This is a genomic window from Cohnella hashimotonis, assembly GCF_030014955.1.
GTDB lineage: Bacteria > Bacillota > Bacilli > Paenibacillales > Paenibacillaceae > Cohnella > Cohnella hashimotonis.
Genome location: NZ_JAGRPV010000001.1, coordinates 5,065,075 through 5,088,331, shown reverse-complemented (window position 1 = coordinate 5,088,331; position 23,257 = coordinate 5,065,075). Strand labels below are relative to the sequence as shown.

The following is a 23,257-nucleotide window of genomic DNA, read 5'->3' as shown; positions in this document are numbered from 1 at the left end:
ACTCTCCTTCCACATGAATTTATGCGGCGCGACTTTTATCGATTCACACATATTTGCTTATTCTATTGACTCTTGGTGTTCATTTTTCGTCTCATCTGGAAAACGACTTTCTTGATATAAAAAACATGCCGTGGTATGGTTGTTGCAAATATGCGACTTCGATTAAAGCGAAGCAAGCGGAGGCGGTTGCAGCATGTCAACGGACAAAGCGACGGACAAAGAGAAGACAGTGGTCAAATCGGCTGATCGGGTGCTGGATATCATCGAGCTTCTTGCTTCGGATGTGGAGCCTATGAGTCTGATGGACATTTCCAGAGTTCTCGATATGCCTGCGAGCAGTACCTATAAATTGTTGCAGAATTTGCTGAGCAGAGGCTATTTGGAAACGGATCGGCAAGAGAAGCTATTCCGTCTTGGCTATAAAATACTGGAGATCGGCACCAAGTACACGCAAAATACGAGTTTGATTTCCGAATTTCAACATGTCGCTCAGCGCATCGTCGACGAAATGAACGAGGCGGTCTATCTGTCGATTCGCAGTGAGAACAACATTATGTATATTGCGGAGAAACAGAGCACGCAGCCTGTTCGCTTCGTTTCGCACTTGGGGATGAAGCTGCCGCTTCATGCGACCGCTATGGGGAAGATGCTGCTTAGCCGGTTAAACGAGGAAGAACTAATCCGGATTTACCCGGATGACCAGCTCGGCACGTTAACGGAGACAACGTTGAACAATCGCAATGACTTGAACGCGCAGTTGGCAAGCATTCGCGAGGAGGGACTTGCCTACAGCAACTCGGAAGCCGTACAGGGGGTCCAGTGCGTCGCAGCGCCCGTAATCAATTCTCAGAATCAAATGGTGGCGGCGATGAGCATTTCCATTCCAAAGGCAAGACTCAGTGATGAGCTGTGGGCGAAAGCGGGGTCCATGATTCGCCAGGCGGCGAAGGAGCTCGGATTGAAGATTTACTATCAGCAAGTATGATTTTCTAAATATAAAATAGTTTTCTTGATGTAAAACTACATTCATGTTATTCTCAGGGGGCGATCTATTTTTACCGGCAGGCATTCGCTTGCTTATTAAGGAGGCATGCAAGGCATGCAGACGAATACTTACGCGATGGACGAGTCGTATGCGCTTTATGAACAATCGAAAGAAACGCTTTGCGGGGGCGTTGCCAGCAATCTGCGATCCGCGATGAAACCGGTTCCGTTATTTCTGGAAAGCGGATCCGGAGCGCGCGTATTCGATGTGGACGGCAATGAGTATATCGACTACATCCTGGGATATGGCCCGCTCATTCTCGGACACTCGCACTCGGAGCTGCTGGAAGCGCTCTCGCATCGTTTGGCCGCCGGCCAGCAATTCGGCATGCAGCACCGAGGCGAAATCGAGTTGTCCCGCCGTCTCGTGCAGCTCGTTCCGAATGCAGACAAAGTCGCCTTCAGCGGCTCGGGGACGGAAGCGGTCATGCTCGCGATCCGCCTGGCGCGAGCGTATACCGGCCGATCCAAAGTTATCCGGTTCGAGGGTCATTATCATGGATGGTCGGACGTTATTTACACTGCATTTCCGATGAATGCGGAAGTTTCGGCATCGGACATGACGGCACTGGCCGGAACGAACGGTCAAAGCGCGCATGCCCTTGAGGACATTATCGTCGTCCCCTGGAACGATAAAGACCGGCTGGAAGCTGTACTTAAAAAGAGCGGGAACGAGATTGCAGCCATCATCTCCGAGCCCGTCTTGTGCAACTCTGGATGCCTCCATCCGCTGCCGGGGTATTTGGAATGGATTCGCGAACGTACAAGAGACCTTGGCATTGTATTTATTTTAGATGAGGTCATTACCGGATTCAGGGTGAGCCCAGGCGGAGCGCAGGAGCGTCTCGGCATTCAGGCGGATCTGGTGACGATGGGCAAAGCGATCGCCGGGGGGTTCCCGTTAAGCGCGGTTGCCGGACGCAGGGAGATCATGGATCTGATATCGCAAGGCGTCGTCAATCATATGGGGACGCTTAATGGAAACGTGTTGTCCATATCGGCCGGTATACTCACGTTGGACATCTTGAATCGGGATGAAGGAGCCGCATACCGCCATATGGAAAAGATGACGGAGCGTCTCGTTCGCGGGCTCAAAGCGCTGCTTGCGGGCCACGGCGTGGCGCATACGATCAACTCGTTCGGACCGGTGTTCCACGTCATGTTCACGGATCAGCCTGAAGTTCGTCATTTTTCCGAATTTTTGAAAAGAGATGCGGCGGGGTATTCTCTGTTCGTGGAAGAGGCGCTTCGGCATGGCGTCGTGCTGCGGCCAAGCGGTCTGTGGTACGTATCTGCCGCGCATACGGAAAAGGATATCGACGAAACGCTGGAGCGGCTGAAGATTGTAGTGCAACGGCTATTCCCGCACCGGGCGTGGGAGGAGGAGATGCTATGAAATTATTGACTTTTATGAAAGGACACCAGCGATTTTTGGGAATTCATACGCACCAGGGTGTTCTTTCGGTTTCCGATGCGATAGCCCTTACCTCTTTACAGGATGCCGACCTGCCACTGACCGTCATGGCTGCTATAAAGGGAGGCCCCGAAGCCGTGTCCGGACTGCAGTTTCTCGTCGACCGTTCGATGGCTTCGGCAGAGCGGGATACGCTTTTTCTCGACGAAGCTGAATTGACATGGGGGCCGTGCGTGACAGAGCCGGGCAAAATCGTCTGTGTCGGCCTCAATTACCGGAAACATGCCGAAGAATCCAAAATGCCGATTCCGACATTTCCGATTCTGTTCAACAAATTCAATAATACGTTGACAGGCCACAAGCAAGAGGTCCTGCTGCCGAAAGAATCCGCCAAGGTGGATTACGAAGCGGAGCTGGCCATCGTCATCGGCAGCCAGGTGAAGGACGTAACGAAAGAGATGGCACTTGATTACGTATTCGGATATTGCAGCGCTAACGATTTGTCCGCCCGTGATCTGCAGATGCGAACGAATCAGTGGCTGCTTGGTAAATCGTGTGACGGGTTTTGTCCAATTGGACCGTATCTGGTCACAGCGGACGAAGTCGGTAACGCTAACGATTTGACGATCAAATGCAGCGTCAACGGCGAGCTGCGTCAGTACTCCAATACGTCCGATATGATCTTCCATTGCGATGAAATCGTAAGCTACGTGTCGCGGCATATGACGCTCGAGCCGGGGGATATCATCCTGACCGGCACGCCGGAAGGCGTCGTGTTTGGTTATCCGGAGGATCGGCAGGTATGGTTAAAAGACGGCGATATCGTCACCATTGACATCGATAAGTTAGGTTCGTTGACCACCCGGGTGGTTGCTGAAGCCTGACGGCTGACAGGAAGCAAGATCCATCTTCAGGCCGAGAGGCTGTACTTTCCGACGCCTGTACATAAAAAAACCGAAGCAGCGGCTCCGGGATAAAGTTTAAAGCGCTTGCTGTCACGCGAGTCTTTTCGAATACACAACCAGCCTTTCCTGATGCTCCTTCTTCGATCGGCTGTACTTTCCCGAGCAAGTGATCAAGTTCAAACGGGCCTCGTCTGACGGTCCGAAGATGCTGGAAAGCGGCGCTTCCGAGGTTTTATAGGACCGCACCGATTCAACCGCGAACTCGATCGCCGCGCCGTCTTTATTTTTAACGACGACGATATCGCCCTTGCTAAGCCGCTTCAAATGAAAAAAAACGGCGGCGCCTTTGTAATTATCATAATGTCCATCCATCACTGCGTTTCCGATCGCGCCTGGGTATACGCCATTTAATAGATATCCGACGGTTTTGTCGTCTTTGGGTACGTCCATCTGTCCGTTATCATTGACGCTTACGGATGCGACATCTGCGTGCAAATCAATGGCAGGGATATAAATTCTGGCCGGGACGATGCCACTTGAAGCGATCGTGTTTGTTCTCTTTGGTTTTTGCAGGGCCAACGGTTTATGAATGATATCTATATCCTCGGTTGCATCGGTTGCATCGGTTGTATCGCAAGGTCTGAATTTCAATTCCTGCAATGGATGGTCACGGCGATCTATAGATTGACTTTCCTGGTTTTCTTTAGCGGCGGAACAACCGGCCATGGCCGCAACGAGCGCGATAACGACCGCGAGCTTTAGGATGATTTTCATAAAGGATAAAGGAGGGGCATCGCATACCCCTCCTTATTTCTATTCCGTTTGCTCGCTGGCGCCGCCGAAGCCCGTTTTTGGCAGCTCCGTAACGTCCTTGGCCCGCAAGCTCTTAGAATGAAGACTTTTGGCCTTACCCGTAGCTTTTGGCGTAATGATATGTCCTTTTTTGGACTTCGCCTTCAGCTTGTGCTCCTGCATTTTTTTATGATGCAGCTTTTTTTCGTGGAGAGACTTCGCATGCATTTTTTGTTCATGCTTCTTCTCGGCAACAGGCGCTGCGGCGTACGCAGCCGAACCTGCAGTCAGTACCATACATGTTGTCAACACCGCTGCAACTGCTTTTTTCATGTGGAACCTCCCGAGAGTTTGATGGGGATATTTCCGCCCCGCCATTTAATAATCTCCAAGCGCGCCGAAGGAGATAAGCGAGAAATGATTCCACCTTTGCCGCATGAATGGCTGCCGCACGGCGCATATTAAGGCCAGGAGGTGAGACAGCTTGTTGAAACCACTTGGAGTTTCGTTCCTGTCGGCCGTGCTGGTCTTGTCGATGGCAGGTTGCGGGCAAATGAAAACGAAGTCGGTCAAGCCTTACGAGCATAATGTCGGTTCGAACGATCATAATGTCTTGAAGGAAGGCGCAAATTCTTCCTCGGTTAAGGCGGCTTCGGACAAAATCGCCAAGCATGTCTATACGGTCAAGGGCGTGAGCAAAGCCACCGTCATCGTACACAACCGGGATGCCATCGTCGGAATCGACGTCAAACGCGGCGAGAATGCGAAGGCCGTCGAGAACCAAGTGCGCGAAGCGGTAGCGCGATCGGAACCGGGCTACACCGTGCACGTCACGTCCGACAAGCAATATCATGCGCGCATTCGATCGCTTCAATCGCAAATGAAGCCGATAGACGGGCATCCGGTCCGCAACTTCTCCGAAGATGTCGGAACGCTGCTGCGGGATATCGGCCACACGGTTACGGCGCCATTCCGGTAACCAGAAAGAGGGAACCTCCATTTGGAAGTTCCCTCTTTTTTTGCGTACGATGCGCACAAAACGATTGACACTTTAGCGAAAATCAAATATGTTATCAATAAATTGGTCAGACAACTTACTAATTAAACAGGATAGGAGCTACGGGTTCTTGCTTAAACCATTAAAGCGGCAAAAGCTGCACGAGTCGATATCGGAGGAAGTGCTGAAGTATATCGTGGATAACGGTCTTAGTCCTGGGGATCGACTGCCGCCCGAACGTTTTTTTTGCGAGCAGCTTCAAATCAGCAGAGCTTCGTTCCGGGAAGCGATGAAGAAGCTTGAAGGCTATGGCATGATCGAAATCAGGCCGGGCAGCGGGATGTACCTTCGAGCGGAGAAGACCATTCTCGGCGAGATCGCGGATCTCAAGCTGCGCGTCTCGAACGAAAAAAGATCGCTGCTGGAAATGCTGGATTTGCGGGAAATGATGGAGCAGTACGCGATTGAGCAGATTGTAAGCCAGGGGCACGGCGCGTGCCTGGAACAATTGGAAGCCATCATAACTGAGTACGACAGGAAGCGGAATCTGGGAGAAATTCCTCGTCAAGAGGATTATCTGTTTCATAAAACCTTGTATGAAGGCGCTAACAATCGACTGCTGCTGAAGCTGTTCCAATCGATCGAGGATTTGGAAAATCTATGGGCCGATCATGTCATCGACGTCGTCGACGCGCCGATCTTCGGGAGGGACACGGAGCCGCTCCATCGGCAAATTCTCGACGCGATGAAAAACGGCGACGTTAAATCGGCGAAGCGGTTTATGCGCAAGCATTTTGAAATTCTTCGCGCCGATCTGGACCGGCTGGACGAAAAGCTGTTCCAATGACCGCCAAGTAGCAATTGATCGCCAAATAACAATGATCCCAAATAATATCCAAAATAAAAGACTGGCAGGTGTCTATCATCTCACACATCGACGATTGTCTCACACGGCTGCACAATCCGCCGACGGAAGCGAAAGGCTTTACGCGTTGGTGGTGGTACGGCGCAGCCGTAACCAAAGAAGAGGTTCGGCGCGAACTTACGTTTATGCAACAGGCGGGGCTGGGGGGCGTCGAGATCCAGATTACGTACCCCCTTCAGGAGGATTCCGAAGCGCAGGGAATCAAAAACCGCACTTATTACTCGCCGGAATTTATGGACATTCTCGATTATACGCTTGCGACGGCCGAGGAATTGGGACTTTTCGTCGATATCACGCTCTGCTCCGGCTGGCCGTTCGGCGGCCCGTTCGTTCCGTTCGATATGGCGCCGGAGATTCTGATTCCGTATCAAATCGATCTCATCGGACCGACCGAATTCGCGCAGGACTTCACGACCATCCTTCCCGGCGAGCCGATCAAGGCGGTCATGGGCAAGTTCGAGAACGGCGCGCTGCTCCCGGATACGCTTCGGGATATCACGGAGCATCTGGGCACGACCTGGCTGCACGGCTGGCAGTGGGGCCACTGCATGAACAAGGTGAGCATTCCGGAAGGGCACTGGAAGATCTACGTTTTCATTACGAATATGTATAAACAGCAGGTGGGCATCCCTGCGCCGGGGATGGAAGGCTATGCGATCGACCACTGCCGCAAGGACGTATCCGACTTCTACTTCGCGCAATTGGGCGAGCCCTTGCTGGAAAGGCTGGGGCGAGGGCGCATTCGCGCTTTCTTCTGCGACTCGATCGAGCTCGGCGGCAATAACTGGACGGCGATACTGCCCGAGGAATTCGCGGCGCGCAGAGGCTATGAGCTGACGCCGTTTATGCCGGCCCTCTGGGGGAATATCGGGGAGATTACGGCGGATATCCGCTATGACTACTACAAGACGTTTTCGGAATTGACGATCGACAACTTCTTCCGCAACTTTACCGCATGGAGCCACGCCAGAGGCGTCAAAACGAGAATCCAGGCGCACGGCACCTGGGGCGACATCCTGCAGGCTTACGCGGCTGCCGACTATCCGGAAGGCGAGACGTTCGGCGCAAACGACAAGTACGAGGTGAACACGGTGCATCGCAGGCTGGCGTCGTCCGCCGGTCATGTGTACGGTCGCGCCGTGATCACGAACGAGACGTTCACCTGGCTCCGTTCGCCGCGATTTATGGAAACGCTGGAGATGATGAAAGCGGCGGTCGATGCGGTTTTCCTCGACGGCATCAATCAAATCGTCAATCATGGCTATTCCTACTCGCCGGAATCGGCAGGGAAGCCGGGCTGGGCCTTTTATGCTTCCTCCTTTATTTCGCATAACAATACGTGGTGGGAATATTACCCGATTCTGTCCGCTTACATTCATACGGTATCCGCATTCCTGCAAGCCGGCGAGAGCTATGCGGAGGTCGGGATCTATTTGCCGCAGGCCGACATTTGGTCCGCCATGCCGCTGGCCGAGCTGCATATGGCGATGAAGCTGGAGGAGCATATCGGGAAAAGCCTCGTCAATCGCGTGCAAAAGTCGGGCTATTATTTCGATTTTCTGAATGACGAGGCCGTTACGCAGCTGTCTGCCGCGACCGCCTCGGGGCTTGCCCTTGGCGCAAACCGCTACAAAGTGGTGATCCTGCCTTACGTCACGCGACTGCCGCTCGATACCGCCGACAAACTGCTTGAATTCGTATCCGAGGGCGGCACGCTGATTGCCGTCGCAGAGCGTCCCCGTACGGCGCCGGGCTACAAAGACAGAGAGTCGAACAACCGGCGTCTCGACACGCTGATGCAAGGACTGTTCGAACGGGAAGACGGACGCTGGAAGACGGTCGGAAAAGGGAAAACGATCGTTATCGAAAATGAAGACCAATTGGTGACGCGGCTTAAGGAAGCCGAGGCTCCCGACGTCGAGATCGAATCGTTGGGCGATGCAAGCGGCCAGAACCAGGCAGCGCAGACGGTCGGTTACGTGCACCGCATTCATCAGGACGGACATGTGTACTTTTTGGCGAACGTAAGCGGCGAAGAGCGTCAGGCGCGGATTCGCTTTAAATACGGAGGCCGATCCGCGACCGTGCTCGATCCGTTGACGCGCCGGACGCTTCGCAGCATCCAGCTTTCGCCGGAGAGCGGAGCCGCAAGCATTGAGCTTGCCTTCGAACCGTTCCAGTCTTTGCTGGTGGTATTCGGTGAAGCGCTCCCGGCCGCGGCCGATTTGCCAAATGGCGTTCAAGATAACGGCGGGCTGCCGGAAGCGCGGCAGACTGCCCGGACCGTGGACATCTCGGAACGCTGGACGCTGCGCATTCCCGAAGCCGGCTTCGAGCAAGCGCTGGAGCGGCTGCAAACCTGGGAGCAGTTCGCGGAGGTGCAATATTACTGCGGCAGCGCGCTTTACGAGAAAAAGGTAACGATACCGGCGCTCCGTGCGGATCAGCGCGTTTGGCTGCATCTGGAGGATGTCCGCGAGGTCGCGGAGGTGTTCGTGAACGGCCGCAGCGCGGGCGTGCTCTGGAAGGCGCCAAGACGCCTGGACGTGACGGATTGGCTCGCGGAAGGCGAAAATGCGCTGAGCATCAAGGTCACGAACGTATGGATCAACCATATGCTCGATCCGGCGCTGGATGAGCCGAAGCCCAGCAGTCCGCTATCTGAAAGCTGGCCTTACTTTACGGAAAAAATCAAGCAAATTCGCGACAGGCGCCTGTACGCCCATAAAGAAAGACAGCAGGTTCAAGCGCCGCTGCCTTCCGGACTTTCGGGGAAGGCGACGCTGGAGATCGTCACGCCGGAATAAGCAACCTGGGATGGGGGAAGCGCCTTGCGGGGACTCAAAGGGAAGACGGCCGTCGTGACCGGCGGGGCGCAGGGGCTTGGAAGAGCCATTGCGCAACGCCTGAGCGAGGAAGGCTGCAACGTATGGATCTTCGATCTGAAGCGGGACGGCGAAGAAACGGCCGACAGCATCGGGCAAGCGACGGGCAATCCCGTTTATTTTGTCCAGGTGGATATCGCCGCCGAGCAGCAGATCGAGGCTGCCTTCCGTCGCGTGGCGGAAGTGTCGGAACAGGTCGACATTCTGGTCAACAATGCGGCCCGCTTTATTTTGAAGGGCATTGAGGCGACGTCGCAGGAATGGAAAGCCATTTTGGACGTTAACGTCATCGGAACCTCGCTCGTTACCCAGCATGGCTTGCCGCTCATGAAGAAGGCGGGCGGGGGCGCCATCGTGAATTTGTCCTCTGTCAGCGGCTTTGTCGGGCAAAGCAGCTTTGCGACGTACAATGCGACCAAATTCGCGATTCGCGGATTAACGAAATGCTGGGCGATCGATTTGAGCCCCTTCCACATTCGCGTGAACAGCGTTTGTCCGGGCTACATCCGCACAGAGGCGTTCGAGAACAGCTGTGTCCAGCTCGGAATCGACCCGGAAGAGGAGAACGCGCGCATCTCGCAGCTTCATATTCTGGGCCGGCAAGGAACGGCGGAAGAGGTGTCGGGCGTCGTGGCCTTCGTCGCATCGGACGACGCATCCTTCATCACCGGCGAAGATCTGATGGTCGACGGCGGGTATCTGGCCAAATAGCCATGACAGACGGGAGAAGTGGAAGCATGCAGGCATTAATCTACCAAGGACCGGAAAAGCTGACGCTTGAGGAAGTCGATGTGCCGGGCATCGGGCCGAACGAAGTGCTCGTCAGGGTAGAGAGCGTGGGCATCTGCGGCAGCGAATTGGAGGGCTATCTGGGCCACAGCAGCGTTCGCGTGCCGCCGCTGGTCATGGGGCACGAGTTTTGCGGACGAATCGCCGGGCTGGGGGATCAGGCGAAAGGGCTATCGCTGGAGGACAAAGTCGTCGTTAACCCGCTGATCGCTTGCGGTACCTGCGCGAGCTGCCAACGAGGCGCTTACAACATCTGTCGCAATCGCAAGATTGTCGGTATCCATCGGCCCGGCGCTTTTGCGGATTACGTCGCGGTACCCGGCGAGAACGTGATTCGGGTGCCGCAGGAGATGGACGCTTCTCTGGCCTCGCTGGCCGAGCCGTTAGCCGTCGCGATCCATGCGATCAAGCTTGGTTTCCGGCCGCTTGACGATCTGCTCATTTACGGCGCGGGACCGATCGGACTGCTGTGCGTGGCAGCCGCCCGGCAGATGGGGGCCGGCAACATCGTTGTCCTCGATCTTCAGCCGGCGAGGCTTGCGCATGCCGAGAAACTAGGCGCCATCGGTCTCTCTCCGGTGCAGATCGAGGACCGGCGCGAAGCGCTCTTCCCGCGAGGGATCCCGGTCGCGATCGATTGCGTCGGCGTGCAGGCGACAAGAGAGCAGGCGATGAACCTGGTGGATCCGGGCGGCTCGGTCATCATGGTAGGGCTGGGCCACGGCAAGTCGGAGCTGCCGATGAATCATCTGGTGAGACAAGAGATCTCGCTGATCGGCTCTTATACGTATTCCCATGAAGATTTTCAGCAAGCCGTCGCGCTGTTGGTGCGCGGAAAGGTTGGAATCGAGGGCTGGACGCAGACACGTTCGCTGGAGGAGGGGCCGGCTGCATTTCGCGAGCTGTCCGAGGGCAAAAGCGCTTTTTCCAAAATTTTTTTGAAGCCCTGAATCGGGAAATTTTCAGGCTTTTGGAGGATCAAACCCTATCATTGGAACAGGTGGTGCGGCCGGCGCTGACGTGATAGAATGGGCGCAATTCCATATGAACCGCCAGGTGAAGCGAGCTTGGGAGGAGATGCAGCGGCATGCGGTTTTGGAACAGTCTGCACACGAAATTTTTCCTGACGTATTCGCTCATTGTGGTTGCGATCATTCTGTTGGTCTGCACGCCGATGTACGTCTACCTGCAAAACAATATCGAGAAAAACACGATCTCCAGATTCGACGAGACGGTCTCGAAAATCAAGGACCGGCTGGACGAGCGCGTCAACCAGTTCGATGTCCTCAGCAAGCTGCTGTATTGGTCGTCGATCACGAACGACAGTCCGGCCGTCAACTATTTGAACGGACTTGCGAGCTCCCAGGACTTCTACGAGCGTTACCAGATGAGGGGCGCGCTCAAAAGCTTCGTCACCATGCTGTCTACGGTGTACCCGGACGCCGTCAACATTCGCCTGTTCACGATGGAGGGAGACCTGATCTCCGACAGCGAGGACGATCGCACCTCCGTCGGCTCGTACGAGCAGTACGAAGAGCTGAAGCGAATCGCGGCCACCAACGGGGAGACGCTGCTAAGCTACGAGCCGCGCGATCCGTGGAATGCGGCGAACGACTGGCCCGTGTTCGTCTTCAGCCGGATGCTGCTGCCATGGGAGACGAGGGCCGGCATGCTCGAGGTTATGGTGAAGGCTGATGCGCTCGTGGATTTAGAGACGCTTAACCAGATCAAGGGCGCACAGCTGAACCTTTTTTTCGGAGACGCGATTATTTATTCGACCGACAGCGGCGAAAACGGACTTACGCAGGCACAGCGGCTGGAATACAACCGGTTGAAGCAGCGGTCCTCCGGGGAGAAATATCCGCACATGGAGACGTCGTTCGGGGATAAACAGTACGTTTTCAACAAATCGAACGATAAATCCGATTTTACCGTCATGCTGACCGTTCCCAAGAAGGTCGTCTTTGCATCCCTGGTCAATTTCCGCAACGTCGCGATCGCGGCCATGCTCCTTCTAATCCTGATCTCGGTTGCGCTTTTCTATATTTTATCGAGAATCCTGACCCGGCCGCTCAAGCAGCTGAAGAATTCGCTCGACCGGATCAGCCTGGACGAGAGCGACGAGCAGCCGGGCATGGACAACAAGTACGAGATGGACGAGATTCACCTGATCAACCGTTCCTTCCGCAACATGAGCGAGCGTTTGAAAAATTCGCTGGAGGATACCGTCCGGTTTCGCACGCTGCAGCTGCAGGCGCATTTCGATATGCTTCAGGCGCAGATCAACCCGCATTTTCTATTCAATATGCTTGGGTTCATCCAGTCCAGCGCGGAGGATCGCAATCTGGATCAGGTGAGCGCGCTCAGTCAGAATTTGCTCGGCTTTTTCCGCTACTCGATCTCCACGCAATCCCCGATCATTACGCTAGAGAAGGAGATCGCGTTTACGATTCAGTATTTGGAGCTGATGAAAATCCGCTTCGTGGACAAGCTCCAGTACAGGATCGAGGTGGATTCGATGCTGACCAATCTCGTCGTGCCCAAGCTCATCCTCCAGCCGCTCGTCGAGAACAGCATTCAGCACGGGTTCGACGGATCCGCGAACGGCCTCGAGGTCGTCGTCAGCGCTTATACCGAATCCGCCTATTGGGTCATCCAGATCGAGGACAACGGCGTCGGCATTTCGGAGCAGCGGCTGGCCAAGGTCATCGCGAAGGTCGAGGACTATCTCCGGCAAATGCTCTCCAGTGCGGAAGGCGAAGGGATGTCCCAGGGCGGCATGGGCGTCGCCAATTCGATGGGCCGGCTGAAATTCATGTTCAAGGACAACTTCACGTACGAGATCGCCAACCGGGAGGACGCTTCGGGCGTCCGCATCCGCTTGCAAGGGCCTCTTAGACGGTAAGCCTGCCGCGGCTTCGGATTCAACTTAAGGAGGAATGCGCATGCGCATCATGCTGGTAGACGACGATCCATTCTCCATTGAAAAACTTAAAGCGCGCATGCTGCAGCTAAGCGAGCAGCTCGGCACCGTCTTCGAGATCGTCTCCGAATGCTACAGCGGACAATCCGCGCTGGAGCAAATGCCGCTGACGAACCCGGACACCGTATTCACCGACATCCAGATGTCCGCCGTGAACGGCATCGAGCTGGCCAAGGCGATTCAAGTCCGCTGGCCTTCCGTTCACGTCGTCGTCATCAGCGCCTACCCGATGTTCGAATACGCGCGCGAAGCGATGAAGGCGAACGTAGTGGAATATTTGCTCAAGCCGGTCGATACGGCGGCGCTGCGCGAAGTGCTGCTCAAGCTGCTGGATATGAACCGGAATCACAGCTACAACAGATCGAGGGAGCTACTGCACGGCATTTTGAGCGGGGCGTTGGAGGGGGCGTTCGAAAACGGCGCCGTACAGGCGATCTTTCCATTCGCGGGCTATCGGATGCTGCTCATTCAGAACGTCGAAGCGCTGTACGACGTCAGATTGCTGATGCCGAAGAGCGACTTCGATTTTGAGCCGATGCGCCGCGAGCTGGGCGAGCGCATGGAAAAGCGGGAGCGCAGCTGGTTCCTGCCTTCCGACGACCGCAAGTCGCTCCTGCTCATTTTCGGATTGCTCGACCTGAATCCGGACAGATTCAGGCAGCTGCTCGAGGCGACCCAGCAGTGCTGTGCGCGCGACGGCGTCCTTCCGACGATCGTCTACAGCAACCCGTTCGAACAGCTCGAAGACATCCGCTCCCTGCACAAGCGGCTCTACGTCGCGCTGTCCGAACGGATCGTCATCGGCAAGCCTCGTATTGTCGCTCTGGAAGCCGAGTTCAAGGAGCCTGCCGCCCAATTCTCCGCGACCGACGAGAAGCGGTTCGTCCTGCTGCTGCAGAAGCGGGACGTGCCCGGCTTGAAGCGCTCGATCTCGGGCCTGTTCGACAACTGGGAGCAGCAGGATTGCACGAGCATGATCGCAGAGATCAACCTCAAGCGGATCGTCCACTTGTTCGAGCAGCAATACCGGACCTCGTCCGTGTCGCAATATAAAACGCTGGAGACGCGGATCGAGGAGCTCGTCGATACCTGCCGCACGTTCGGCGAGCTCAAGGAAGCGTTCTTCACGATGCTGGACAGCGCGTTCCAGTTCGCGGGCGAGGGCTCCGGGGACGGGGACGCGAGGCAATTGTTCGACAAGATCGAGATGTACATCGCCTCCAATATCGGACAACCGCTCTCGCTGCAGACGCTCACCGACCAGTTCCATGTGTCGCGGACGGTCATTTGCAATCTTTTTCGCGATTACAGCCACAAATCCTATGTCGAATATTTAACCGCGCTTCGCATGAAAATCGCGCAGGACCTGATGCGGGATTATCCGAAAATGCTGAACAAGGAAATCGCCGAGATCGTCGGCTATACGGATCAGAACTATTTCAGCCACGTCTTCAAGACGGTGACAGAGATGAGTCCGACCCGCTATCGTGAAAGCTTGACCCGGTCCGGCGGATAACCTTCATCACGTTTGTTCGCCGGCGCTTCCGTTCATCCGGAATTCCGATGGCGTCAGCCCGGTGATCAGTTTGAATTGATGACTGAAGTAATGAATGCTCGTAAAGCCCAGTCTCAGCGAGATCGAGCTCATCTTCTCGCCATGCAGCAGCGCCGCCTTGGCGAGACGGACCCGCTCGCTGATGATGTAATGCTTGGGGGCGAGACCGACTTCTTCCTTGAACAGTTTGGAGAAATGAATCGGGTGATAGCCGCACAGCTCGGCCAGCTCGGAGACGGACCAGTTGTTGCCGGGCTGGCCTTGAATGGCTTGGATCGCAAGCTCGATTCGGTTGTCCTTCGCGCGACGGCCGTTTCCGGCGATCAGCTGCCTGAAAATGAGCGTAATCGCCTGCATCATCAGCGCGCGAAGCGCGAACGCATATCCGATTTGCTCTTGCTCATATTCCCGGACCATCCGCGTCAGAATCGGCTCCAGTCCGGATACGGAGGCTACGGTCGGCATGACGGCATCGCCTAAATTTGCGCCCCGCAGCGTCAGGGCTTCGATTTCTCTGCAAGACATGCCCGCTTCCACAAAGCGAACCGCGTGGCCGGGGTGAACGGGTTCGGGACTGTCCCGATGCCAATGGAAGTGGAGGCTGAAAAAGTCAGTCGGTTCGGTCACCGACAGGAAAGTGGGGCATCCGGGACCGTAGTAGACGAATTCCCCTTCGCTTATCGTATGGACGCGATCTCCCGCCCTGAACTCGGCGCGACCCGATACAACGTAGAACAATTGATAATCGGGAATGATCCGGTGTCCCCAATTCTCTCCGGCGCGGGCCGAGCTTCTGTTCGCGAAGTTGACGGCAGGCATCATCCGGTCGAGCGGCACTTCACGCATCTGCATAGGTCGGCCTCCCGCCTTCATATCGATTAAAAAAACACAAATGATTGTTGGTTTTCGGGAAATACAGGATCTCTCCGGGTTGGTAAGATAGCGCTATCACCAACATCATATTGAAGGACAGGGAGAGGTGCAAGGACTATGTTGAACGCAAGCCGGTTGGCGGAATTCGAGAGGAACGGGTTTATAAAGGGAGATGTCGTGCTAAGCGATGCGGAGGTCGAACGCCTGCGGGAAGAATTGGACTGCGTGATGGCGGGCGAATCGGTGAAGAAGCCGGTCCTCAACCACAACATGCGCGAAGAGGAAGCTGACAATTTATATAAAGGGATGAAAAAAAGCGTCAGCGACAAGGTCGTGCAGATCGTCAATATCTGGATGGCCAGCGACGCCTACCTGCAGCATGCGGCCCATCCGGTCATATGCGAAGAGATCGCCCAGCTGTGCAAGACGGATACCGTACGCGTCTGGCACGACCAGATCCAGTACAAACCGCCGATCACGGGCGGGCCGACTCCCTGGCATCAGGATCATCCCCTGTGGCCGATCCTCCAGCCGGCGGACCTGGTGAGCGCGTGGGTGGCGCTCGACGACGCCGTTATCGAGAATGGCTGCATGTGGATGGTGCCCGGCAGCCATAAATGGGGAGATCAACAAAAGTATCTCGCGAGCACGGAGGACTTCAAGCCTTACCACAAGCAGCCCGACCTGCTGCCGGCCGAGGCGGTTGTCGAAGCCGTTCCCTTTGAGATCAAGAAAGGACAAGTGGGCTATCACCACAGCCTCACCTGGCATGGCAGCCCGCACAACAAGTCGGAGCTGAAGCGGCGCGCGATCGCAGTCCATTATATGCCCGGCCATACCAGGTACGAGCCGACCAGCAAGCATCCCATGCTTCCCTACGTGACGGTGGAAAAAGGCGAACTGATGGAGGGCGAGCACTTCCCGATCGTGTACAGCACGCTTTATAAATGAGGCATAAGCGAGTCGCTTAGAATGACGGCCCTAATGATAGATTTCTATCGTCCGGGGCCGTTTTCGCATGCGTCAAAAGCGTACATATTTGAAGACGCGGCAGGACGATTTTCTATTCCTCGCGGATGAAAGCGGTTCTACAATGAATGGGCGCGGAATGGGTGCGCGCAGAATCAAACAACCACCCATAAACCTATAAAAAAGGCGGTATCCCCGATGAAACTCAGCTTCCGCATTCTCGTTCCCCGGTACGAATCGGAGGAAAGATTCAGGGAATTGCTCGACTTTTTGCAAAAGCACCGCGACGCCGTAGACGAAATCATGCTATTCACCGAATATTGGCACCAAGGCTACAACCCGCTCGACTGGTTCGGCGAGCTGTGCCGCATCATGAAGGACCGGCTGACGCGGCTGCGCGCGAGCGGCTTCGACAACGTGGGCATCAACATGCTGGCGACGCTCGGCCACTTCGACGAAGCGTGGGACTGGCTGCCCGCCGTCCCGTTCCAGGGGACCGTCGGGCGGGACGGTTTGACCTCCAAAAGCACCTTCTGCCCCAATTCGGAACCGTTCCGCGAATACATCGCCCGCAAGTACACGCTCGTCGCGGAAGCGGGGCCTTCGTTCGTCTGGGTCGACGACGACATTCGCATGTTCGGTCTCGGATCGACCGATTATGCCTGCTTCTGCCCGACCTGTATCGACATCTATAACCGGAAGCACGGCACGTCGTTCTCGCGCGAGCAACTGGTCGACGTATTGAACGCCCCGGACGGCGGCGAGACGCGGGATCGCTGGGTGCGGCAAAACGCCGAATCGATCGAGCGGCTGCTCGCGCATATCGAAGAAGCGGTGCATCGCGTGGACGACGGCATCGAGCTTGGCCTCATGACGGTCAGTCTCGGCATTTCCACTTACACGGGCGTGGACTATGCGGGCTGGTTCTCCGCGCTGAAGGCGCGCAGAGCGAGGCCCGGCGGCGGTTTCTTCGACGATGCCAAGCCGTTCGGACTCGTGCGCAAGGCGCATGAGATCAACCGGCAGATCGCGCATTATCCCGAATTCGTCAATGACATCCAGTATGAACTCGAGAACTTTCCCTTTCATCGCTTGTCCAAGTCGGTTCGCATCACGATCGAGGAATGCACGGCCGCCATCGTATCGGGATGCAACGGCGTAGCCTTCGACGCTTTGAGGGGAGAGCTGGGCTCGCTGGAAGAATACCACGAGCTGATGGACGCGATCGCGGCGATCCGGCCCCGCTGGGCCGAAATCGAACGGATCGCGGGCGCATACGGGACGGGCGGCATGTACCCGGCGCTGTCCCACCTTCACGAGGCGAGAAGGACGGTGGACAACGGGAACTGGTTCGACAGCCTGTCCGTCGACAACAGCCTGAACTTCTATACGCTGAGCGAGATCGGCTTCCCGCTGTCCATGAACGCGGCGGAGGCTCGCGGCACGATCTTGAGCGAGAACGCGGCGGAAGGCTATACGACCGAGGAGCTTCGGGAGATGCTTCGCGGCGGCGTACTGATGGACGGCAAATCGCTTGAAATTGTGACGGCCAGGGGACTTGGCGAATACTGCGGCGCAGAGATCGTGCGGACGTACGATAACGGCGTGACGGAGATGCTGACCGACGATCCGCTGAACGGAGATGACGCCGGCGAGCAGCGAGACGTCCGGTTTTCGATGAAAAAAGGCGTCGCCTACGAGCTGAAGCCGACAAGCGGCAAGACAAGGGTGCTCAGCAATCTCGTGAGCTATACGAAAGACGAGCTGGGACCCGTGTCGACGGTATTCGAGAACGAATGGGGCGGCCGGGTCGCCGTTCAAGGGTATGCGCCATGGCAGATGATTCACTCCGGCTTCAAGCGCAAGCAGCTGCTCTGCATCGGCGACTGGCTGACGGACGGCCATATTCCGGCCTACATCGATAAAACGCTGCGTGTCGTCCCGTTCGTCAAGTATGCGGCGGACGAGCGCGACTGGCTGATCCTGCTGCTGAACGCTTCGTACGACGAGACCGGACCGTTCGAGGTCAAGCTCGGCTATCCGCAGACTGCCGGCAAGGACATCTATGAGCTGCTGCAGGACGGCACGAGCGTCAAGCATCAAGCGGGCGTCGCGCACATGGTCGAAGGACAGCTTCCGACGCTGTCCGTAGACAATGTCGGCGTTTGGCAGAGCCGGATTTTCTATACGAAATAAGACGACTCGCGAGGTGAACCTTATGAGCGACAAGCTGAAGCTTTACGAATTAAAGACAGATAATACCGTTAATCCGCTCGGGATCGGCAGCACGCAGCCTTTGTTCGGCTGGAAGCTGGCATCTGACCGGCGCGGCGAGCGGCAGACCGCGTACCGGATCGTCGTCGATCGCGACGAGGAGCGGCTCGGCCGCGAAGCGGGCGAATGCTGGGACAGCGGCAAGGTTGAATCCGACGAAACGCTGCAGCTTCACTATGCGGGCAAGCCGCTGGAATCGGGAAGCCGGTATTACTGGAAGGCGATGGCCTGGGACAAAGACGGCCGGGCTTCCGAATGGAGCGCTCCCGCGTGGTTCGAGACGGGACTGCTGCGGCCTGAAGAGTGGACGGCCGAGTGGATCGGCGGCGATACGGGACCCGATCCGCTGACGGGAGCGAAGTGGGCGTGGCATGCTCTAGACCTTTCGTCGAACAACTCGGACGATATCTCTTCGGACAATGCTGCGGACAACTCGGCAGAGAGTTCTACGGACAACCCTGCCGGCGAGACCTCCGCCGACCCTGCCGCCGATAGTCCGGTTAACAGTGCCGCCGGCGAATCCCCCCGCCTCGTCCATTTCCGCAAATCCTTCCGGGTGCCGGCGGGCCGGACGGTTCGCTATGCCTTGTTCCATGGCACGGGCGGATCGCGGTTCACCGTCTTCGTGAACGGGAGCACGATCGCGAAGCTCAATACGCGCTGGAAGCAGGATTGGACGTCCCCGTTCGTCTATATCGACTTTACCGCCAAGCTGAGAGACGGAGACAACGTCCTGTCATGGATCGTAGAGCATACCGAGTCGGGCGAGGCGGGGATTATCGGCAAGTTCGAGCTCGGCTATGACGACGGCACGGTCGAGACGATCCTGACGGACGAGACGTGGCGCGTGTCGGCCGGGGCGGATGCGACGGATGCGACGGCGCCGGCCTGGAAGCTTGCCGATCACGACGATGCCGCCTGGGCGCCGTCGCGGACGATCGCGTCTTACGGCGACGCGCCGTGGGGCGTCGTTCGCCGCAGAGGCTCCGCGCCGCTGCTTCGCAAAGAATTCCGGGCGAAGCGGGCGGTGAAGTCCGCCAGGCTGCATGTCGCCTGCCTGGGCTACTTCGAAGCGCATCTGAACGGTAAGCGGCTCGGGGACGGGCTGCTGCAGCCGGATTATACGCAATTCCCCAAGCGTACGTACGCGATTACGTTCGACGGCACGGAGCTGCTGAGCGAAGGGCCGAACTGTCTCGCTTTTGAGCTCGGACGCGGTCATTACGCCTACGGCAAAGACTGGATCGGCGACAACTTCAGCCGTCCCGATCCCGCCACGGGCACGATCGAACCGAAGGTACTGGCGCAGCTGCGGATCGAATACGCGGACGGCACGAACGAGACGATCGCAACCGACGGCTCATGGCGGACGGCGGACGGTCCGACGGTGGACGACAACATCTGGTACGGCGACAAGTACGACGCCAGGCTGGAACGCGCAGGCTGGCAGCTTGCGGGCTACGAGGACGGCGACTGGACGGCCGCCCATACGATGCTGCCGTACGACGGCAGCGTCGAGTCCGCCTTCGTCCCCCCGATTCGCGTCGTAGAGACCATTCCGTGCGCGTACCTGTCGAGTCCGGCCCCGAACGTCTACGTCTACGATGCCGGCCTCATCACGGCGGGCTGGGCCAGGCTGACGGTGCAGGCGCCCAGAGGCACGAGCGTGAAGCTTATCTACGGAGAGATTCAACGCGAGAATGGCTCGCTCGATATATGGAAGGAAGGCTACGACCATCAGTTCTGGGAAAATCCGCAGGAGGACGTGTACATCGCGGGCGGCGACGGCATCGAGACCTGGGAGCCGAAGTTCAGCTACAAGGGCTTCCGCTACATCCAGATCGAGAGCGCCGTGAAGCCGGTGTCCGTCGAAGCCCGCGTTTTCCATAACGATCTCACGACAATCGGCGCCTTCGACAGCTCGAACGACTTGTTGAACCGCATTCATCAGGCCATGAAAAATACGCTGCTCAACAACTTCCACAGCATTCCGACGGATACCCCGTTCCACGAGAAAAGAGGCTGGACGGGCGACGGGCAAGCGATTGCGGATTGCGCTTCGATGAACTTCGATATGTCCGCCTTTTTCGCCAAGTGGACGCAGGACATCGCCGATTCGCAGCAGCCGGGAGGCGAAGTCGCCCATACCTGCCCCGGACCGTTCCTGTACCTGACGCCGACGCCTGCCTGGATGAGCGCCTTCCTCATCGTGCCTTGGACGCTGTACGAATATTACGGGGACAAGGAGACGCTGCGCAAGCATTACGACGGCATGAAGCGTTACATGCAGTACGAGCTGGACAGGCTGAAGGACGGCTTAAGCTCGGACGAGAGCTATGCGGATTGGGCCGTGCCGGGTCCGTTCATCGGCCCTGAGGGCGGCACGCTGTTGGCGACGGCATACGTCTGCTACAGCTGTACGCTGATGTCGCAAATCGCCGCCGTGCTGGGCAAGCCGGAGGACGCCGCTTATTTCGCGGACGCGCAGGCACGGCTGGCTGAAGCGACAAACGAGAAGTTATACGATCGCGAAGGCGCCGAGTACCACACGGAGATCGAGGCCGGCTACCGGCAGACGTCCAACGTGCTTCCGGTGGCATTCGGCATCGCGCCGGAGGGCGAGATCGATCGCGTCGTCGAACGCCTGGCGCGCGACATTATGGAGAGCAAGGACGGACATCTGGACACGGGCTGCTTCGGCACGAAGTATCTGGCGCCGGTGCTCACCGAGCACGGCCGGGGCGATGTCGCTTATACGCTCGCGACGAAGGAGACGTTCCCGAGCTGGGGCTATTGCCTGGCGGAAGGCGGCACCTCCTTCTGGGAAGCGTGGGAGTCGAAGACGCGGTCCTACGACCATTATTTCCTCGGCACGATCGACGATTGGTTCTTCAAGCATCTCGCAGGCATCAAGACGATGCCAGGCGGCTATAAGACGAGCGTCATCAAGCCGTATATATTGGGCGATATGACGTTCGCGAGCGCCACGATCGAGACGGTCCGGGGACGGCTCGGATCGTCGTGGCAAACCACCGCGGAGGGGCTTGTCCACGAAGTAACGGTGCCCGTCAATACGTCGGCTCTCGTCTACGTACCCAAGGCGGGGAGCGGGAAGCTGACGGAAAACGGCCAAGACGCGGAGGCGGCAGATGGCGTCCGGATCGTCGGCGAAGACGAGCGCTATTGGCAGCTGGAGGTCGGATCGGGCACTTACCGTTTTGCGTGCGGCTGATTATACTTGCGTTCAATATTCAAGAAGAGCCTGTACGTTTTTCTATATATCAAGGGAATGTTAACACAGTAAAATGAAGGGGCAGTCGGCGCAATTGACCGACCGGGCTTGGGAGGAGAGGCATGCTGCAACGTTGACCGAAAGCTGAAAAGGGCAGGATACGACGCACGTATTTTCAACTAATGGGGGTTACAGACGATGGCAAACAAAAGAAAGTTATCGGTCTCACTTGGTCTCATTCTGGCGTTATCCACCACACTGGCGGCATGCGGAGGAAACAACAATAACAACGCGGCGGGAGAAAGCGCTGCTCCAAGCGGCTCTGCGCCGGCCAGCTCGGCTGCGGCATCGGAATCGGCGGCGCCGGCCAAAGATCCCGTCGAATTGACGTTCATGGGCCCGACCTCCTGGATGGCCGGCTCCGGCGTTCAAGATATGCTCAAAGCGTACGAAGCCGCTACCGGCAACAAGATCAAGCAGGAAGTCGTGCCGGACGATCAATACCTCAACGTCATGAAGACCAAGATGTCTACGAACGACGCGCCGGACCTGCTGTTCCACAATAAAGGCTTCAACTACATCCCGGCCAACTTCCTGGAGCCGATCACGGGACCGATCCTCGATCGCATCGACCCGACAGTCGCGGCAGTCACGACGATCGACGGCAAGTTCTATCAAGCGCCGGTCGCGCCGCACAGCTTCTATGGCGTCATTTATAACACGGAAGTATTCGACAAGGCCGGCATCAAGGTGCCGCTGAAGACGTATCAAGAGTTCATCGCCGCAGCCGACAAGCTGCTCGCGATGGGCGTCACCCCGCTCGGTCTCGCAGGCAAATCGACCTGGACGGCCAACCAGCCTTACCTCGTCGGCGGCGCGTACGTATTTGCCAAAAATCCGGACCTTGCGAAGCAAATCTCGACGAACAAGATCAAGCCGGCCGATTCTCCCGAATACCTTGAGATGATTAACCGGTACGTGAGCTTGAAGAAGTACATCGCGAAGGATTATCTGTCCTCCGATCAGCCGATCATCCAGAAGGGACTGCTCGACGGCACGATCGCCATGGAGTTTTATCCGGACGTCACCTACGGCGACTTCGAAAAGGAAGACAAGGCCAAGGCGGAAAAGCTCGGCTACATGCCGTTCACGCTCGGCGACGATTATATCGCCGCTACGTTCCCGCCGACGGACGAAGCCGCAATGTCGATTCCGGTCAACGCGAAGCATAAGGCCGAAGCGAACGACTTCATCAATTTTGCGACGCAAAAGGACAACTTCATTTTGCTGAACACCAAAGACGGCACGCCTGGATCGGGCATCTCCCCGTACAAGGACTTCACGGTCGGCCTCAATCACTTTCAGCAATCGATGGCCGACATGATCGCCGCGAACAACATTCCGGCCGCGCCGTTCCTGCTCGGATACCTCGATCCGAACTTCCAGCTGGGCGACTTCAACAAGCACGTCAACGACATGATGGCGGGCAAGGCGCCGGCGCAAGCGCTTGACGATTGGTACAAGGATTACGCCAAGGTGAACAAAGCCGCCAAAACAGAAGGTTTCTAATTAATCGTAAAAGGGATAATCCGATGAGACATTCAAAGGATTATCCCTTTT

At 56.9% G+C, this 23,257-nt stretch carries 17 protein-coding genes; 14 read left to right on the top strand and 3 right to left on the bottom strand.

The features are described 5' to 3' along the window. Positions 1 to 193: 193 nt before the first annotated feature. From KB449_RS20525 to KB449_RS20515, 3 genes are all read left to right on the top strand, one after another. Complete coding sequence (locus tag KB449_RS20525; RefSeq protein ID WP_282910145.1) at positions 194 to 985, top strand: IclR family transcriptional regulator; 792 nt, start codon at positions 194 to 196, stop codon at positions 983 to 985. A gap of 114 nt (positions 986 to 1,099) precedes the next feature. Then, complete coding sequence (locus KB449_RS20520) at positions 1,100 to 2,440, top strand: aspartate aminotransferase family protein (protein ID WP_282910144.1); 1,341 nt, start codon at positions 1,100 to 1,102, stop codon at positions 2,438 to 2,440. Then, positions 2,437 to 3,342, top strand: coding sequence for a fumarylacetoacetate hydrolase family protein (locus tag KB449_RS20515; RefSeq protein WP_282910143.1), 906 nt, complete (start codon positions 2,437 to 2,439; stop codon positions 3,340 to 3,342). The genes KB449_RS20520 and KB449_RS20515 overlap by 4 nt, the downstream gene beginning before the upstream one ends. A 111-nt stretch (positions 3,343 to 3,453) precedes the next feature. On the opposite strand, the gene KB449_RS20510 is transcribed toward KB449_RS20515, so the two are convergent. Together KB449_RS20510 and KB449_RS20505 are read right to left on the bottom strand one after the other, a co-directional pair. Then, the gene (locus tag KB449_RS20510) at positions 3,454 to 4,137 is read right to left on the bottom strand and encodes a class F sortase (protein ID WP_282910142.1); all 684 of its coding nucleotides are present in this window, start codon (positions 4,135 to 4,137) and stop codon (positions 3,454 to 3,456) included. 39 nt (positions 4,138 to 4,176) lie between these two features. Continuing rightward, a complete protein-coding gene (locus KB449_RS20505) occupies positions 4,177 to 4,488 on the bottom strand; it encodes a hypothetical protein (RefSeq protein ID WP_282910141.1) in 312 nt (103 codons plus the stop codon). 151 nt (positions 4,489 to 4,639) lie between these two features. Here KB449_RS20505 and KB449_RS20500 point away from each other — a divergent pair, with 151 nt between their 5' ends. The 7 genes from KB449_RS20500 to KB449_RS20470 all read left to right on the top strand — a co-directional run bounded on the left by KB449_RS20500 (position 4,640) and on the right by KB449_RS20470 (position 14,250). Continuing rightward, positions 4,640 to 5,134 carry a YhcN/YlaJ family sporulation lipoprotein gene (locus KB449_RS20500; protein ID WP_282910140.1) on the top strand — a complete coding sequence of 165 codons (495 nt, stop codon included), beginning with the start codon at positions 4,640 to 4,642 and terminating at the stop codon, positions 5,132 to 5,134. A 148-nt stretch (positions 5,135 to 5,282) separates the two neighbouring features. Next, entirely contained in the window at positions 5,283 to 5,999 is a 717-nt protein-coding gene (locus tag KB449_RS20495) for a FadR/GntR family transcriptional regulator (RefSeq protein ID WP_282910139.1), read from the top strand. Between the two features lie 68 nt (positions 6,000 to 6,067). Beyond that, on the top strand, positions 6,068 to 8,884 hold the full coding sequence (locus tag KB449_RS20490; RefSeq protein ID WP_282910138.1) for a glycosyl hydrolase: 2,817 nt from the start codon (positions 6,068 to 6,070) through the stop codon (positions 8,882 to 8,884). A gap of 24 nt (positions 8,885 to 8,908) precedes the next feature. Then, positions 8,909 to 9,673, top strand: a complete 765-nt coding sequence (locus KB449_RS20485; protein ID WP_282910137.1) for an SDR family NAD(P)-dependent oxidoreductase — start codon at positions 8,909 to 8,911, stop codon at positions 9,671 to 9,673. 26 nt (positions 9,674 to 9,699) lie between these two features. Next, on the top strand, positions 9,700 to 10,701 hold the full coding sequence (locus tag KB449_RS20480) for a zinc-dependent alcohol dehydrogenase (protein ID WP_282910136.1): 1,002 nt from the start codon (positions 9,700 to 9,702) through the stop codon (positions 10,699 to 10,701). A 137-nt stretch (positions 10,702 to 10,838) separates the two neighbouring features. Next, entirely contained in the window at positions 10,839 to 12,656 is a 1,818-nt protein-coding gene (locus KB449_RS20475; RefSeq protein WP_282910135.1) for a sensor histidine kinase, read from the top strand. 40 nt (positions 12,657 to 12,696) lie between these two features. Continuing rightward, complete coding sequence (locus KB449_RS20470; RefSeq protein ID WP_282910134.1) at positions 12,697 to 14,250, top strand: response regulator transcription factor; 1,554 nt, start codon at positions 12,697 to 12,699, stop codon at positions 14,248 to 14,250. A gap of 6 nt (positions 14,251 to 14,256) precedes the next feature. Here KB449_RS20470 and KB449_RS20465 read toward each other — a convergent pair whose 3' ends face one another. Continuing rightward, positions 14,257 to 15,141 (bottom strand): helix-turn-helix transcriptional regulator, encoded by an 885-nt coding sequence (locus KB449_RS20465; protein WP_282910133.1) that lies wholly within the window; start codon positions 15,139 to 15,141, stop codon positions 14,257 to 14,259. Between the two features lie 138 nt (positions 15,142 to 15,279). On the opposite strand from KB449_RS20465, the gene KB449_RS20460 reads away from it, so the two are divergent. The 4 genes from KB449_RS20460 to KB449_RS20445 all read left to right on the top strand — a co-directional run bounded on the left by KB449_RS20460 (position 15,280) and on the right by KB449_RS20445 (position 23,206). Then, positions 15,280 to 16,113 carry a phytanoyl-CoA dioxygenase family protein gene (locus KB449_RS20460; RefSeq protein WP_282910132.1) on the top strand — a complete coding sequence of 278 codons (834 nt, stop codon included), beginning with the start codon at positions 15,280 to 15,282 and terminating at the stop codon, positions 16,111 to 16,113. A gap of 216 nt (positions 16,114 to 16,329) precedes the next feature. After that, positions 16,330 to 18,327 (top strand): hypothetical protein, encoded by a 1,998-nt coding sequence (locus KB449_RS20455; protein WP_282910131.1) that lies wholly within the window; start codon positions 16,330 to 16,332, stop codon positions 18,325 to 18,327. Positions 18,328 to 18,349: 22 nt separating this feature from the next. Continuing rightward, positions 18,350 to 21,637: an alpha-L-rhamnosidase gene (locus KB449_RS20450; RefSeq protein WP_282910130.1), complete on the top strand. Its 3,288-nt coding sequence runs from the start codon at positions 18,350 to 18,352 to the stop codon at positions 21,635 to 21,637. A gap of 198 nt (positions 21,638 to 21,835) precedes the next feature. Then, positions 21,836 to 23,206, top strand: coding sequence for an ABC transporter substrate-binding protein (locus KB449_RS20445; protein ID WP_282910129.1), 1,371 nt, complete (start codon positions 21,836 to 21,838; stop codon positions 23,204 to 23,206). Positions 23,207 to 23,257: the final 51 nt, after the last annotated feature.

Coding starts and splice junctions, on each gene's coding strand:
- KB449_RS20465 (WP_282910133.1), bottom strand. CDS start 15,141: ATGCAGATGCGTGAAGTGCCGCTCGACCGGATGATGCCTGCCGTCAAC.
- KB449_RS20470 (WP_282910134.1), top strand. CDS start 12,697: ATGCGCATCATGCTGGTAGACGACGATCCATTCTCCATTGAAAAACTT.
- KB449_RS20480 (WP_282910136.1), top strand. CDS start 9,700: ATGCAGGCATTAATCTACCAAGGACCGGAAAAGCTGACGCTTGAGGAA.
- KB449_RS20505 (WP_282910141.1), bottom strand. CDS start 4,488: ATGAAAAAAGCAGTTGCAGCGGTGTTGACAACATGTATGGTACTGACT.
- KB449_RS20510 (WP_282910142.1), bottom strand. CDS start 4,137: ATGAAAATCATCCTAAAGCTCGCGGTCGTTATCGCGCTCGTTGCGGCC.
- KB449_RS20525 (WP_282910145.1), top strand. CDS start 194: ATGTCAACGGACAAAGCGACGGACAAAGAGAAGACAGTGGTCAAATCG.
- KB449_RS20475 (WP_282910135.1), top strand. CDS start 10,839: ATGCGGTTTTGGAACAGTCTGCACACGAAATTTTTCCTGACGTATTCG.
- KB449_RS20460 (WP_282910132.1), top strand. CDS start 15,280: ATGTTGAACGCAAGCCGGTTGGCGGAATTCGAGAGGAACGGGTTTATA.
- KB449_RS20515 (WP_282910143.1), top strand. CDS start 2,437: ATGAAATTATTGACTTTTATGAAAGGACACCAGCGATTTTTGGGAATT.
- KB449_RS20450 (WP_282910130.1), top strand. CDS start 18,350: ATGAGCGACAAGCTGAAGCTTTACGAATTAAAGACAGATAATACCGTT.
- KB449_RS20445 (WP_282910129.1), top strand. CDS start 21,836: ATGGCAAACAAAAGAAAGTTATCGGTCTCACTTGGTCTCATTCTGGCG.
- KB449_RS20455 (WP_282910131.1), top strand. CDS start 16,330: ATGAAACTCAGCTTCCGCATTCTCGTTCCCCGGTACGAATCGGAGGAA.
- KB449_RS20520 (WP_282910144.1), top strand. CDS start 1,100: ATGCAGACGAATACTTACGCGATGGACGAGTCGTATGCGCTTTATGAA.